General features: G+C 47.9%; 15 protein-coding genes. 11 read left to right on the forward strand and 4 right to left on the reverse strand.

All coding sequences use genetic code 11. From position 1 onward, the window contains the following. Nucleotides 1-12 precede the first annotated feature (12 nt). The 3 genes from AC58UW_RS18640 (at nucleotide 13) to AC58UW_RS18650 (ending at nucleotide 1,964) form a co-directional block, all read left to right on the forward strand. Entirely contained in the window at nucleotides 13-693 is a 681-nt protein-coding gene (locus tag AC58UW_RS18640; RefSeq protein ID WP_497422112.1) for an amino acid ABC transporter permease, read from the forward strand. Nucleotides 694-707: 14 nt separating this feature from the next. Beyond that, the gene (locus tag AC58UW_RS18645; protein ID WP_497422113.1) at nucleotides 708-1,481 is read left to right on the forward strand and encodes an amino acid ABC transporter ATP-binding protein; all 774 of its coding nucleotides are present in this window, start codon (nucleotides 708-710) and stop codon (nucleotides 1,479-1,481) included. 123 nt (nucleotides 1,482-1,604) lie between these two features. Next, complete coding sequence (locus AC58UW_RS18650) at nucleotides 1,605-1,964, forward strand: hypothetical protein (protein ID WP_497422114.1); 360 nt, start codon at nucleotides 1,605-1,607, stop codon at nucleotides 1,962-1,964. 83 nt (nucleotides 1,965-2,047) lie between these two features. Here AC58UW_RS18650 and AC58UW_RS18655 read toward each other — a convergent pair whose 3' ends face one another. After that, complete coding sequence (locus AC58UW_RS18655; protein ID WP_497422115.1) at nucleotides 2,048-2,479, reverse strand: VOC family protein; 432 nt, start codon at nucleotides 2,477-2,479, stop codon at nucleotides 2,048-2,050. A 252-nt stretch (nucleotides 2,480-2,731) separates the two neighbouring features. Here AC58UW_RS18655 and rlmN point away from each other — a divergent pair, with 252 nt between their 5' ends. Then, nucleotides 2,732-3,814, forward strand: coding sequence for a dual-specificity RNA methyltransferase RlmN (gene rlmN, locus AC58UW_RS18660; RefSeq protein WP_497422116.1), 1,083 nt, complete (start codon nucleotides 2,732-2,734; stop codon nucleotides 3,812-3,814). Between the two features lie 293 nt (nucleotides 3,815-4,107). On the opposite strand, the gene AC58UW_RS18665 is transcribed toward rlmN, so the two are convergent. Further along, on the reverse strand, nucleotides 4,108-4,623 hold the full coding sequence (locus tag AC58UW_RS18665) for a hypothetical protein (protein WP_497422196.1): 516 nt from the start codon (nucleotides 4,621-4,623) through the stop codon (nucleotides 4,108-4,110). Nucleotides 4,624-4,860: 237 nt separating this feature from the next. Here AC58UW_RS18665 and AC58UW_RS18670 point away from each other — a divergent pair, with 237 nt between their 5' ends. After that, nucleotides 4,861-5,520, forward strand: coding sequence for a glycosyltransferase (locus AC58UW_RS18670; protein ID WP_497422117.1), 660 nt, complete (start codon nucleotides 4,861-4,863; stop codon nucleotides 5,518-5,520). 59 nt (nucleotides 5,521-5,579) lie between these two features. Here AC58UW_RS18670 and thrC read toward each other — a convergent pair whose 3' ends face one another. Both thrC and AC58UW_RS18680 read right to left on the reverse strand, forming a co-directional pair. Then, on the reverse strand, nucleotides 5,580-6,968 hold the full coding sequence (thrC, locus tag AC58UW_RS18675) for a threonine synthase (protein ID WP_497422118.1): 1,389 nt from the start codon (nucleotides 6,966-6,968) through the stop codon (nucleotides 5,580-5,582). Nucleotides 6,969-7,104: 136 nt separating this feature from the next. Beyond that, nucleotides 7,105-7,809, reverse strand: a complete 705-nt coding sequence (locus AC58UW_RS18680) for a hypothetical protein (protein WP_497422119.1) — start codon at nucleotides 7,807-7,809, stop codon at nucleotides 7,105-7,107. Nucleotides 7,810-7,987: 178 nt separating this feature from the next. On the opposite strand from AC58UW_RS18680, the gene AC58UW_RS18685 reads away from it, so the two are divergent. The 6 genes from AC58UW_RS18685 to AC58UW_RS18710 all read left to right on the forward strand — a co-directional run bounded on the left by AC58UW_RS18685 (nucleotide 7,988) and on the right by AC58UW_RS18710 (nucleotide 14,698). Next, nucleotides 7,988-9,730, forward strand: a complete 1,743-nt coding sequence (locus AC58UW_RS18685; protein WP_497422120.1) for an ABC transporter ATP-binding protein — start codon at nucleotides 7,988-7,990, stop codon at nucleotides 9,728-9,730. Nucleotides 9,731-9,752: 22 nt separating this feature from the next. Further along, a complete protein-coding gene (locus AC58UW_RS18690) occupies nucleotides 9,753-11,501 on the forward strand; it encodes an ABC transporter ATP-binding protein (protein ID WP_497422121.1) in 1,749 nt (582 codons plus the stop codon). A gap of 625 nt (nucleotides 11,502-12,126) precedes the next feature. Continuing rightward, a complete protein-coding gene (locus tag AC58UW_RS18695) occupies nucleotides 12,127-12,570 on the forward strand; it encodes a MarR family winged helix-turn-helix transcriptional regulator (RefSeq protein WP_497422122.1) in 444 nt (147 codons plus the stop codon). 98 nt (nucleotides 12,571-12,668) lie between these two features. Then, a complete protein-coding gene (locus tag AC58UW_RS18700; RefSeq protein ID WP_497422123.1) occupies nucleotides 12,669-13,070 on the forward strand; it encodes a DoxX family protein in 402 nt (133 codons plus the stop codon). Nucleotides 13,071-13,139: 69 nt separating this feature from the next. Beyond that, entirely contained in the window at nucleotides 13,140-14,093 is a 954-nt protein-coding gene (locus AC58UW_RS18705; RefSeq protein WP_497422124.1) for a ring-cleaving dioxygenase, read from the forward strand. Then, nucleotides 14,090-14,698 (forward strand): alpha/beta hydrolase, encoded by a 609-nt coding sequence (locus tag AC58UW_RS18710; RefSeq protein WP_497422125.1) that lies wholly within the window; start codon nucleotides 14,090-14,092, stop codon nucleotides 14,696-14,698. Before AC58UW_RS18705 ends, AC58UW_RS18710 begins: the two co-directional genes overlap by 4 nt.

The raw sequence follows: 14,698 nt of genomic DNA on the forward strand, positions 1-14,698 counted from the left end.
GGAAAACGGCCTATGACAACAGATCGCATGGAACGAATTATAGGAATCCTTAGTGATTCCTTTTTTCCGATTGTAAAAGCAGGCTTGGTCTTCACGATTCCCTTAACCTTAATTACGTTCACATTAGGACTGATTCTGGCTTTTCTCACGGCGTTAGCTCGCTTGTCCGATTTTAAACTTTTGGTGCTCATCGCAAAATTCTATGTTTGGGTATTCCGCGGCACGCCGCTGCTTGTTCAGCTATTCATTCTGTTCTATGGCTTTCCGAGTCTGGGGATCACGCTGGATCCATTCCCGACGGCTATTATTGGTTTCACCTTAAATAAGGGTGCCTACAGCTCGGAAATTATTCGCGCAGCGATCTTGTCTATCCCGAAAGGCCAAAGGGAGGCCGCCTATTCCATAGGCATGACCAAGTGGCAGGCGATGCGGCGCATCATCCTTCCGCAGGCGGTTCGCGTAGCCATTCCGCCGCTTGGTAACTCTTTCATCAGCCTCACGAAAGATACATCACTTGCTGCGACGATTACGGTGACAGAGATGTTTCAAAAAGGGCAGCAGATCGCCGCGGTGACCTATGAGCCTCTCTGGCTGTACATGGAGGTAGCCGCTGTTTACTTGATCTTCAGCACGGTTCTTTCTTATTTCCAGAACAGGCTGGAAAGACGGTATGAACGCAGCGTAGCAACGTAAAGGAGGGCTTCAACATGATTCAGATCGAGATCGAACAGCTTCATAAGCATTTTCAAGGCGTGGAAGTTCTGAAAGGGATCGATTTGTCCGTTCAAAAGGGCACGACGACCGTCATTATTGGGCCCTCCGGGTCAGGCAAAACGACGCTGCTTCGCTGTCTAAATCTGCTGGAAATTCCGAATCAAGGCAGGCTAACACTCGCGGGTACGAGCCTCTCTTTTATGGACAAGCTTAAGGTGAATTACTCCGCTCTAATGTCGATACGCAAACAAACGGGGATGGTCTTTCAGAACTATAATCTATTTCCTCATTTGACGGCATTAGGAAATGTGATGGAGGGACAAGTGATTGTTCAAAAGCGTTCCAAATCCGATGCTCGGAACTTGTCTTTGCAGCTGCTGGACAAGGTAGGTCTGCGGGATCGTGCTGACAGTTACCCTCATGAGCTTTCCGGCGGGCAGCAGCAGCGCGTGGGTATTGCGCGGGCAATGGCCCTGCATCCAGAGGTTCTATTATTCGATGAGCCGACCTCGGCGCTGGACCCTGAGCTTGTTGGCGAGGTTCTCAAGGTCATGAAGGACCTGTCGGCCGAAGGCATGACGATGGTCGTTGTCACACATGAAATGGCGTTTGCCAAAGAGGTGGCTGATCAAGTCGTGTTTATGGACCAAGGGGTCATCTTGGAAAGAGGTAGTCCTGAGCAGGTCTTTGAATTGTCAAACAACGAGCGAACCATGCAATTTCTGAGAAAAATTCAGGGAAGGCCCATGTTTACAAATTTTTCCTAACAAAAGACGACAATATTCCGTGGCATTCCCGAAAAATACTATAATCTTGCTCCCCTCACTTCGACAGCTATTCCAAGCAGGGTGTTGTACTATTTTAGTACATACATCTAGGAGGTGCAGTGGTTGATAGATAAGAATATGAAGAGCAGAGCAGTTTGGTTCGTAAAAAGTGAAATGGAGCGGGTTGTGAGGGATTTGGAAAGTGGGATCATCACTAGGGATCAAGCCATTGGCAGTTTGAATACACTTTTCAACATCTCTTCCGGGATTGAGGATACCATGCAAATGCAGATGATTTGTAGAGTTATTGCCTACATACGATCAACAACCTTTTATGGTCAAATTAAGAAGATGTATGCAAGCCAAATGTTTCATGAGCAGCCAACACCAACGCCAGCGCCAACACCTGCACCTGTACAAGTACCTGTAGCCGAAGAGATAGCGGCCCCTCCTATGAAAATCCTCGAGAAGATCGTTCGATAAGCATGTTATGGGTTTTACATAAAAAAAGCCTTCAATCCAGCGGTAGATATGGAATGAAGGCTTTTTGGCTTGCCAATTAGATCTTAGTTGTTCGTTGGTTGGTCTGTGAAAATGTGGAAGCTCACGCCAAACTTATCGACGACTTGACCATAAGCAGGGCTGAAGTGGGTCTCAGACAGGGGCATGATGACGCGTCCGCCATCTTCCAGTGCATGGTAGATCGCTTTGGATTTCTCAGCATCTTTGATTGAAATACAAATGGTAACATTTTCACCCTTCTGAACTGGTTGTCCAGGGAATGCGTCGGACAGCATCAGGCGCGTTTCGCCAACCATCAGCATCGCATGCCCAATAAGCTCATTTGCCTCTGTAGGGAGCGGGAATTCAGGATTTGCGGGCATTTCGCCAAACGTTTGTACGAAAACTTGCTCAGCACCTAATGCCTTTTCATAGAATTGAATGGCTTCCTTAGCATTACCTTCCATGACTAAATAAGGATCTAAGCGTACTGTCATCATCCTTCAGCTCCTTGGGTTAAATTTGAGTAGAATCATTGCTAAAAAACCTTACCTCTTATTATTACCATAAAACGCTGCAAAAATAAAGAACGTATGTTCGATTTATTTTATAAATGTTTCATGAACGACTGGAAGCTCACTCCTCTTGTGTTCATGCACGTTTTTTGGCACAATAATAACTAGATGGTAGGCTTCGGCTGTTTCGTAGAATTTGGACTGTAAGTGAAAGTCTTGAAAAGAGGATAAAGCATGAATAAAGGGTCCATTTATGGATTAACGTTTGATCAATTAGTTGCTTGGCTCGCTGAAAAAGGATTCAAAAAGTCGCGGGCTTTACTTGTATGGGATTGGCTGTACCGGAAGCGGGTAACTGCCTTCTCGGAGATGACGGATGTTAAACAAGACTGCCTACAGGTATTGGAAGAACATTTTGCTATCCAAACCTTGACGGAGCATTTAAAACAAGAGTCAGCGGACGGAACGATTAAATTCCTGTTTAAATTGATGGACGGCAACCTGATTGAAACCGTGCTGATGCGTCATAAATACGGGCTATCCGTGTGCGTAACGACACAGGTTGGGTGCAATATCGGATGCAGCTTCTGTGCAAGCGGTCTGCTGGCTAAGAGCCGTGACCTTACGAGCGCAGAAATCGTGGAACAAATTATGAAGGTTCAGCTTCATCTGGACAGCAAGTGCGCGAACGAGCACGTTAGCCATATTGTTGTGATGGGGATTGGCGAGCCTTTCGATAATTTCAAGAACATGGTGGATTTCATTCGCGTCGTGAAGGATCAGAAAGGTCTTGATATTGCGGCTAGACATATCACCGTTTCCACAAGTGGTCTTGCTGATAAAATCAGAGAGTTCGCGGATTCCGATTTGAAGACGAACCTCGCAATTTCCTTACATGCCCCGACGAACGAGCTTCGAACGCGGATTATGAAGATTAACAAAGCAATTCCAATTGAGAAGCTGATGAGTTCGATTGAGTACTATTTGGAGAAAACGAACCGGAGAATTACAATTGAGTATATTTTGCTCAAGGACGTGAACGACGGCAAGGAGCATGCTATCCAGCTTGCAGAGCTGATACAGCACATCCGCCAGCTCGCCAATGTGAATCTCATTCCGTACAATCCAGTAGATGAGCATAGCCAGTACCAACGGAGCGAGAGGGAGTCTGTGCGGGCCTTCTATGACACGTTAAAAAAGCAGGGCATTTCCTGTAGCGTTCGTCTTGAGCACGGAACGGACATTGATGCCGCTTGTGGACAATTACGAAGCAAACAGATCAAGAAATCCACAGAGGATAACTTGGTTGCCCAATAATAAAAGAACCTTCCTTACCACATTCGTGGTTTGGAGGGTTTTTTGTTGTGAGCAGAAATGCTTGGGAGGAACTAGAGTCCGCTATTTCCCTGAATGGGTACAAGTTTCATATGCAAGGGGAACTGCATTCCGTTATTTCATGAATTCCATTCGAAAAACGTGCCACGGGAGACATATAAGACCCTCTAGTTCCACTCAGAATGGAAATAGCTCTTTTTTCTCCAGATAGAGGACTCCAGTTCCCCTAAGTATACGGAAAAGAGCGTCAGGAAGATTCCCGACGCTCTTTCACGTTAATACTTGCTAGTCTCCCGACCGCTGCGCATAAACATCAAGACCAAGCCGGCACCAATGAGCACGATGGCGAAGATAGGCTGATTGTGGAAAATGCCGGAGAAGAGCGATCCGATAGAGAATATCGCAAAGAACAAGAGGGACATCACGGTCAAAATGTTGATCGGAATCAGCAGCCATTTATTGCGGCCTCCGAACCAATAGAGCTCGAACAAACCGACGGCGACGGCCAGCATAAAGCCAGGCCACATGAGATGCCAAATGTCGAACAGCATGGAAACTTGGCAAATGACGCCTGCCGTTAGCAGAATGCCGCCGGGTACTAGAACTCCTACGCCCCTGCGCTGCAGGATGAAGAAGTACAACCAATGAAAGAACACACCCACTGGGATGACGAATAAGGTTGGCCAAAAATATTCAAAAATGGTGCCCGTACTGAACGTGATTTCCCCTTTTAGAAACATGAAGATGCCTAAAAGAATCAAGATCGGGCCGAGAAACGCGCTGCGATTCATATTCACTATACTCACTCCTATTCGTTTAATCATTGCATCTAGCATATCACGGTACCAGAAACATGTCCTCCTGCTTAGGTGGAGGAGCCTATCGGTCTGAAGACTGATTTTGCCTAGCAGATTTCGTGCATGGTGCCATCTTGCCGGGGCTTCCTCCCTCTTTTATGAATGAAAACGACTCCAGAGTACACAATATAACGAGCTGTTTCCAATTTATATGAAAAGGGGAATCTACCTATGAAAGGCAAGTTGATCAAGTTAACGCTGTTGTCTCTATCTATTGCGTTCAGTACGGCTCCACTTCGGGCAGAAGCTCATATGGACGACCGCACAGTGGCCGCTAAGCCGATGATGTATACGCAATCGATGGTGCAGTTGAAGGGTGATTTAAGAAGGCTATGGATGGATCATGCGATTTGGACACGCAATTATGTGGTAAGCACTCTTGCCGGTCTAGAAAATAAAGATAAAATACTAGCTAGGCTGTTAAGAAATCAGAAGGATATTGGGAATGCAATTAAGCCATTCTACGGGGAGGCTGCCGGGAACCAGCTGGGTGAGCTGCTGACGGAGCACATTGTGATCGCTGGCAAGGTGGTGGACGCGGCGAAAAGCGGGAATGCAGCCGAGCTTGAGAAAAACAATAAGGACTGGTACCGCAACGCCGACGATATTGCCACATTTTTAAGCAAAGCTAATCCGAACTGGACGAAGCCGTTGGTACAGGATTTGATGTACGTTCATTTGCAAATGTTGACGGAAGATGTGAAAGCAATGCTGGCTAAGGACTGGGATGCCGATATCATGTGGTTCGATAAAGGCGCTGATCATCTTATGATGATGTCCGATGCGCTGACCGATGGCATTATTAAGCAATTTCCGCAAAAGTTTAAGTAGACGAGAAAAAGGGACTGCTCCGAAGGTCATTTCAGACTTTCAGAGACAGTCCCTTTGATTTAGAAGAACTTCACGAGCTGATCTTTGATCTCATCATTCGAACCGCCAACCACCGTCTGGAACTGCGGTTTGTCGAATAGAGCTTGAATTTGCTGCGGGTAGGTTTGCTCAATACCGCGCAGACGGATGGACTCATCGAATTTCGCCGGATGAGCGGTGGAGAGCGCAACGGTCACTTCGCCGTCAGCAGCGATGTGGTCGGCAGCAGCTACGCCGCACGCTGTATGCGGATCAAGCAGATAGCCATACTCCTTGTAATAGGAGCTGATTGTATCCAAACATTCCTCGTTCTGTACACCGTACGCGGCGAAATCGGCTTGCACGGCTTGCAACTTGTCAGCAGGAATAACAATGCGGCCTTCGGCTTTGAACTGCGCCATCAGCGAGGTCACTGCCTCGGCATCTTCGCCGTAGAGATAGAACAGGTAGCGCTCGAAGTTGCTGGCTACTTGAATGTCCATGGAAGGGCTGTGCGTACCGCGGAAAGCTCCCGGCTGGTACACGCCTTCCTTCACGAAGCGCTCAAGGATGTTGTTCTCGTTCGTCGCAAGAATGAGCTTATGAACAGGAAGGCCCATCTTCTGAGCGAGATAACCAGCGAAAATATCGCCAAAGTTGCCAGTTGGCACGCTAAAGTTAACTTTAGCTCCTGCATCGCCAGCTGTAACTTGAAAGTAAGCATAAAAGTAATAGACCGTTTGCGCCAAAATACGAGCAATGTTGATGGAGTTAATCGCACGCAAGTGATAGCGATGTTTGAACTCAACGTCAGCGAACAGCTCTTTGATGATGCGTTGGCAGTCATCGAAAGTGCCTTCAACGGACAGATTCAGCACATTTTCGCTATCAACCGTTGTCATTTGCAGCTCTTGCACACGGCTCACCTTCTGGTGAGGGTGAAGGATACAGATGCGGATGCCTTCTTTGCCGCGCACACCCTCAATGGCGGAAGCGCCAGTGTCACCGGAGGTTGCGCCGAGAATGTGAATGATCGAGTTCGTCTTGCGGGAAACGTACCCATACAGATTGCCCAGGAATTGCAGCGCGATGTCTTTGAAAGCAAATGTAGGACCGTGGAACAATTCCAGCACATAAGTGCCATCGTTCAGTCGTTTGACGGGCGTTACTGCTTCATCGCGGAACGTGCCGTAGCTGTCGTCAACGAGCTGCTTCAGCTCAGCGCGCGGGATTTCATTTTCAATAAATAGGGAGAAAATTTCAAGAGCCAGCTCCGGGTAGGAGAGTTTTTGCCACTTCTGGAGCGTGTCTGCGGATAGTTGCGGGATCGTTTTGGGAACAAGCAAACCGCCGTCGTTCGCCAATCCCATCAGGATGGCATCGATAAAACCGAGGGGTTCTACTTTTCCACGTGTGCTAATGTATTCCATATTAGTCCCCTTATTCGAATGAATTTTCAGTTATTGTATCAAAAAACGAACCATTTGGACAGAGCGATCAGCCACGTTAAACAAAGAAACCTCCCAATTGGTAAGGAGGTTTCCGCTTTTACAATAACTTTTTAAATTATTCTTCTTTATCGACTACAACGATTTTCCAAGCTGTACCGATAGGCGGCAGGCTCTTAGTCAGGGCCGGTCCGTAGAATCCAATGACATTCGCGCCTTTCACAAGCTTCGAAATCTGGACTTTATCCCCATTTTTGTCAACAATAGCGGTATCTTTCGTCAAATGCAGAACGACCTCGCTAGGCGATGTTTCTGTTAAGCCTTCGCCTTTCACGCGGATGCTCAGATCATCCTTGTTTTCGCTGCGAACTTCTTCAATAACGCCAGCAGTTCCGAGCAGGCCCGCTTGCGTTTTGGCATCCAATACCGTCACCTTGGACGTTGGCGTTTGCGGTGGCAGGCTCATCGTCATAACCATGGAATGTTCAGCCGCAACGGTTAAGCCTATATGCAAGTCGGCAAGACTAAGCTTAGTGCCATCTAGCATTTGGAAGACCGTTTCTTTGTCGACGTTAAGAACAAGGCCATCTGTGCCTACACCTTGAATGTGGATCAATGCATGATCGCCGTCTTTACGAATGGAAGTGATTACGCCGGTTGCTAGTACTTTTTTGGCCTCCGCCTTCATGGGGATCGTGCAGGTTAAGTTGCCTTTTATCAAACCTACAGCATATGTATCATTGTGTGCAGCGTAAGCTGTGCCCGCAGTCATCACGGAAGATAAGGCTAGGATGGCAAAGCTTTTTTTCATAACAGGATTCATGGCAGTACTTCCTTTCCGTATGCAAGGTTGTCATTAGTCTGTCCTTCAAAAGGTAAAAAGTTTCCAGCATGCTGCAGAAACAGGAAAGTTTGATTAAACTGAACTTCCTCATGGACTTCATTCGAGCGAAACTATAGAATCAATTTATGTGCGCAATTCATGGAAAGAGGTGGAATCCTTGTCTTTTATCATCAAGCTTCGGTGGTTCTTCAAAGAAAGATGGAAATATTATGTGCTCGCGATCGGCCTGCTGATTGGTGTGAATTTACTGGCAACAATTCCGCCTAAAATGATAGGAAATACAATTGATCATATCCGCAATGGAAATCTGACAGCTACTACGCTCAATCATACGGTCCTTTTACTTGTGGGACTTGCTGTTCTTCTATACATCATGGCTTATGTGTGGATTACGACTTTATTCGGTAACTCGGCATTGGTGGAAAAGGTGCTTCGCGGCCGTCTGCTAGCGCATTTGACGAAAATGACGCCGGCGTTCTTTCAACGCAACAGCACGGGCCAGTTGATGGCCTTAGCTACGAATGATGTGCTGGCAATCGGTCAAACCTCGGGGTACGGCGTGATGACATTAGTGTCCACGTTAGTAGGGGCATCGGTTGTTATTATCATGATGGTTTCCCTCATCTCCTTTAAATTAATGATTGCAGCGCTAATTCCGCTGCCATTTCTAGCTTTTGTAATCAGCAAATTGGGTCAAAAGGTGAGGGTGCGCTTCCTCGCGGCGCAAGCTTCATTTGGGAAAATGAACGATCATGCGCTGGAGTCGATCTCCGGGATTCGTGTGATTCGGTCGTATGTGCAGGAAGATCATGATTTAACAGCATTTGATCAAGTCACATCCGAGGTTATGAACAAGAACAAACGTGTTTCGATGCTCAATGCGCTTTTTCAACCGTTGACCTCTCTTATTGTAGGCTTGAGTTACTCTATTGGTATCGGCTATGGTTCGTATCTGGTGTTTCATGATGAGATTTCACTGGGGCAGCTCGTTTCGTTCAACATCTATCTCGGGATGCTGATCTGGCCGATGATTTCCTTCGGCGAGTTTATCAATGTCCTGCAGCGCGGAAGCGCCTCCGCTGACCGTCTGGATACGGCCCTAACACAGAAGGCCGATATCGTAGATGTAGATAAGCCAGTTGTGGTGAGTGTGCCTAAGCGCATCGAAATGAAGGATCTCAGCTTCACTTATCCGACCGCGAATCACCCAAGCTTAGCGCATGTGTCTTTTGAGCTGGAGCGCGGCCAAACCTTAGGCATTGTAGGACGCACGGGAAGCGGTAAAAGCACGCTGCTCAAACAGCTGTTGCGACAATATCCGATTCCACCTGAGAAATTGCTGATATCTGATGTACCGATTGAGCAGATTGCGCTCGATCAAGTGAAAAGCTGGGTTGCCTATGTTCCGCAGGAGCATTTGCTTCTGTCCAAATCGATTCGCGACAATATCGCGCTCGGCAAACATAATGCTTCGCCGGATGAGATAGCTCGGGCGGTGGAGATGGCTTCTTTTACTCAGGATATTGAGCAAATGCCGGAAGGCCTCGCCACTATCGTCGGCGAGAACGGCGTCATGCTGTCCGGCGGGCAGAAGCAGCGCTTGGCGATTGCCAGAGCCCTGCTCATCGATTCCGAGATCCTCCTGCTGGATGACTCGTTATCCGCGGTAGATGCCCGGACGGAAAGTCGTATTCTACAAAACATCCGCAAGGAACGAGCAGATAAAACAACATTAATCTCAACCCATCGATTATCAGCGGTCAGCCATGCGAATTGGATTCTCGTTCTAGACGAGGGGCGGATTATTGAAGAAGGAACGCACGAACAGCTGATGCAGTTTGGCGGTTGGTACCGGGAACAGTGGGACCGTCAACAGATGGAAGCGAGTTTAGACGAATAGGTGAAGGAAGGAGGAGAACAGGATGAATCAACCATCAACGGCTAGAAGACTTGTCTCGTACGCGCTTGTCTATAAATTCAGGATTATCGGTGCGCTGCTCATTTTATGCTGTGCAGTAGGCGCCGAGCTTGCAGGACCTTATATCACCAAAACGATCATCGACAAGCATCTGACCATGGATACAAGCCAGATGTCCTCTGTGCTTAAACTGATTGGTCTCTATATGGGGCTGCTTTTAGTAGCAAGTATTTGCAACTATTCGCAAGCCTATTTATTCCAGTCCACGGCGCTTCAAATCATTAAAAACATGCGTATGGACTTAATGCGACATATCCAGCGAATCGCACTGCGCTATTTCGACACCACGCCAATTGGTCAGGTTGTGTCGAGAATTGCCAATGATACGGAGGCGGTACGCGATTTATTCATGAGCTTCATGGCGACGTTTGTCGTCAGTACCATGCAGCTTATCGGTATTTTCGTAGCCTTGTTTATTTTGGATTGGCACTTGGCTGTCTACTGTCTGGTGCTGCCGCCGATTTTCGCTCTCATTATGAAGATTCACTTGAAATATTCGAAAGGGTACATCACGATCATGCGTGCGCGGCTTAGTGACATGAACGCAATGATTAACGAGTCGATCGTCGTGATGCCGATTATTCAAGCTTTTCGCCGCGAGAAAGTGACATTGGACGAATTCGAAGAGCTGAATAAAGACCGTTATGTGAATCAATTGAAGCAGTTCCGCGTTTTTTCCTTGTCCTCCCGTAATATAGTAGGTACAATCGGGAGCTTGGTGACGGCGATGGTCATTTGGTATTTTGGCCGGGAGTCACTGAGTACGGCTATTTCGTTCGGGGTCTTCTATGCGTTCATCGATTATCTGGGGCGTATCTTTCAGCCGATTATCGGGATTTTCGATCAGCTGACGAATGCGCAAAGGGCCTTTGTTTCCGCAGATAAAGTGTTCGCTATCATGGACATTGAAGGCCAGGAGGTTGAGAAAACAGACAAGGTGAGCCGCCCAGAGGGGATTGTAAAATTCGATCAAGTCACTTTTGCTTATAAAGAAGGGGAAAATGTTCTGAAGAAGATTTCCTTTGAAGCTCGCAAGGGGGAGACCATTGCATTGGTCGGTCATACCGGCTCGGGCAAAAGCTCGATCATGAACCTGCTGCTCGGCTTTTATGAACCCAATGAAGGCACTATTACAATAGATGGCCGGGACATTCGGACGATGTCGAAGCAGGCGCTGCGGAAACATATGGGTATCGTACTGCAGGATCCATTCTTATTTGCTGGGGATATTAAGTTTAATGTGAGCCTCTACAATGAGGAGATTTCTTTGGATCGGGTGAAAAGCGCACTGAAAGATGTCGGCGCAGCGCCTTTCATCGAGCAGCTGCCTCATGGCTATGACGAGCAGGTTGTGGAGCGCGGCAGCACGTTGTCCTCAGGGCAGCGGCAGCTCATTTCCTTCGCGCGGGCGCTTGCCTTCGATCCGTCCATCCTCATTCTGGACGAAGCGACAGCCAGCATCGACAGTGAGACCGAAGGGCTGATTCAGCAGGCGCTGAAGGTTGTCAGCGAAGGGCGCACGACGCTCGTTATCGCGCACAGGCTATCTACGATCCGCGATGCGGATCAGATTCTTGTGCTGCATCGCGGGGAGATTGCGGAGCGCGGCAATCATGAGGAGCTGATGGCGCTGAATGGCCGATACGCGAAGATGTACCAGCTGCAGAAGGGTGAGTCGGCAGTGGTGGGTTAAGGTCCGGGCATAGGGAAACAAGGCATAGGACGAGATTGTCCTAAATGGTTCAAAAAAAGAGGCGCTCACTTGGTTATTGATGACTTGGGACAGCCTCTTTTTTTATGGAGCTGAATCGAATAGCGGGAAAAACTCCCTTTATTTCTAGCAAATCCTGGATCGAAATACTGCATAACTGGAGAAAATCCCGTTAATTTGATGCTTACGTCCTGCTTCCAAGCTCAATCGTCCCCATTAACGGGAGAAATTCCATTTATTCATGCTGTAGCTGTGTTACTCAACTATTTAGAGGTAGTATTTCCCTTTATTCTCAATAGACGCTCTCAAAAGTTCAAAAAATGCTCTCTCTCTATCTCTACATTTAATGACTTTCAGGGCAGCTTTGGTTTGTTCGCTCGGGATGTGTCTATGTAGTCTATGTGTGGGGGCTTACAATCAGCAAATAACGGATCCACAGTCCGGTAGCTCTTCCAAATGGCGACTAATTGGATAAATCGCAGTCGCTGAGTCCGTTAGAGTGGACAACAAATTTGAAAATCAGGTGTTGACATTTATCTTTAAATAAAGTATCTTTAAATCAAGACATTGAACACAAACAAAACCACAACGAAATGAGGTGAACCTGATGAGCGACAAGCGAAATGATTCCTTGGATCTGTATATCGCACTTTCCAGAGCAAGTGAATGGGTCAACGCGCACGGCGACCGCGACATTCGCAAGCATGGATTAAACCGGACCGAATTCGGCGTACTGGAGCTTTTATATCATAGAGGGGCTCAGCCTATTCAACAAATCGGCTCCAAAGTGCTGATGAGCAGTGGAAATATCACCTATGTGGTCGACAAGCTAGAGAAGAAAGAGTTTGTAGTCCGCCGGACATCTACGGAAGACCGAAGACTTGTTTTTGCGGAGATTACAGTTAAAGGTAAGCAATTTATTGAAGAAGTTTTTCCTCAGCATATTGAAGTGATTGAGAGCGCGGTGGCTGGCCTTACTGCGGAAGAGAAGAAGGTCGCTAGTCAATTGTTAAAAAAGCTCGGCAAGTTCGCCCAGGACGGTTTCAAATAGAGAAGTAGTTTGTCCTCAAAAAGGAGGAGTAACTGCTTTAACTTTTATCAAATATCTTAAATTGAAGATTCTTAAATTTGAAATGGAGGAGATTGTTTATGAGTTTCGCATTAGGCTTGTTATTAATCCGATTGGTTCTAGGGTTGAGTTTTATGGCCCATGGCGCGCAGAAATTATTTGGTTGGTTCGGGGGCTACGGTCCGAAAGGAACGGGCGGTTGGATGGAGTCCATTGGCATTAAGCCTGGGGTTGCAATGGCGGTTCTGGCTGGTTTGATGGAATTTGCAGGTGGATTATTGTTTGCAGCGGGTCTAGGGACAGTGGTTGCATCCTTGCTAATTGCATTGACGATGGTGATGGCCATTGCCAAGGTACATGGTAAGAATGGCTACTGGAACACAAGTGGCGGTTATGAGTACAATCTTCTGCTGCTTGCCGTTGTGATTGGCGTAGCATTAACCGGAGCCGGCGCGTACTCCATTGATGCATTATTATTCTAAGATTCTTTCTGCACACAGCAGGACATAACTAAACTAACTAATAAAATTAATTAAGAGGAGTGTATTCAAATGACAAAACAACAAACAGCAGGTATTCACCATATAACAGCTTTCGTTCAAAGTGCACAGGGAACAGTAGATTTCTATGCGGGTATTCTGGGATTACGTTTGGTCAAAAAAACAATCAACTTCGACGCACCGGAAGTGTACCATCTGTACTTCGGCGATGAGCACGGAAGTCCTGGAACAATCATCACCTTCTTCCCATGGGCCGGTTCCCGCAAAGGACGTATCGGCGGCGGCCAAGTCGGTATCACTACGTATGCAGTGCCTACAGGCAGTCTTGCCTTCTGGGAAGCGCGTCTGACTAAATTCGGTGTATCCTTTGAGAAAACAGAAAGATTCCATGAGACTTATCTGCAATTTGATGATCACGATGGCTTGAAACTGGAAATCGTTGAGCGTGAGCAAGGAGCTCTTAGCACATGGTCATTTGGCGGCATCCCTGCCGATAAAGCAATCAAAGGCTTCGGTGGTGCGATTCTCTACAGCACGGCTCCGGACAAAACATCCCAGCTGCTTGAGCAGGTGATGGGACTTCAAAAAGTTGGGCAAGAAGGAGCTTTCGCCAGGTTCAAATCCTTTGGCGATATTGGGAACATCATCGACATTAACATGACGCCGATGGCGTATGGGGCAGGCGGAGCGGGTACGGTTCACCACATCGCATGGCGGGCCAAAGATGATGCTGAGCATGAGGTATGGAGAAATCATGTGCAGAACAGCGGGTACCATCCAACGCCAATTGTGGACCGTCAATATTTTAACGCGATCTACTTCCGAGAAGAAGGCGGCATTCTGTTCGAAATCGCGACTGATCCTCCAGGTTTCGCTAGAGACGAGGCTCCAGAGGCGCTTGGTGAGAAAATCATGCTGCCAGATTGGTTCGAAGCGAACCGTGCTCAAATCGAGCGTAATCTGCCACCGATCGCGGTGCGTGAATTGGAGGGAGAAGGACAATGAAACACATCTTCCAACAAGGAACGGACGTAACGGCCCCGGTGCTCGTGCTCTTGCACGGGACCGGCGGCACCGAGCGCGATCTTCTGCCGCTAGCTCAAGCGATCTCCCCAGCGTCATCCGTATTAAGCATCAGAGGCAATGTGCTTGAAAATGGGATGCCGCGGTTCTTCCGCCGACTCGCGGAAGGTATCTTCGATGAGGAGGATCTCATCTTCCGCACCAAAGAGCTGAACGACTTCTTGGATGAAGCTGCCGTAGAGCATGGCTTTGACCGCCAGAACGTGGTGGCCGTCGGCTACTCCAATGGCGCCAATATTGCGGGCAGCCTGTTGTTCCACTACCCTAGCGCGCTCCGCGGTGCGATCCTGCATCATCCGATGGTGCCGCGGCGCGGCATCCAGCTTCCGGACTTAACCGATACCCCGATATTTATTGGGGCGGGACGCAATGATCCGATCTGCTCGCCGGAAGAGACCGAAGAGCTGCAGAAGCTGTTAGGCGAAGCGGGGGCTGAGATCGAAGTCCATTGGGAGAATGCTGGTCACCAATTGACACGCTCAGAAGTTGACGCAGCGGCGACTTGGTTCCAGGCAAATTTAGCTTAA

It is taken from the genome of Paenibacillus sp. J22R160 (assembly GCF_059692135.1).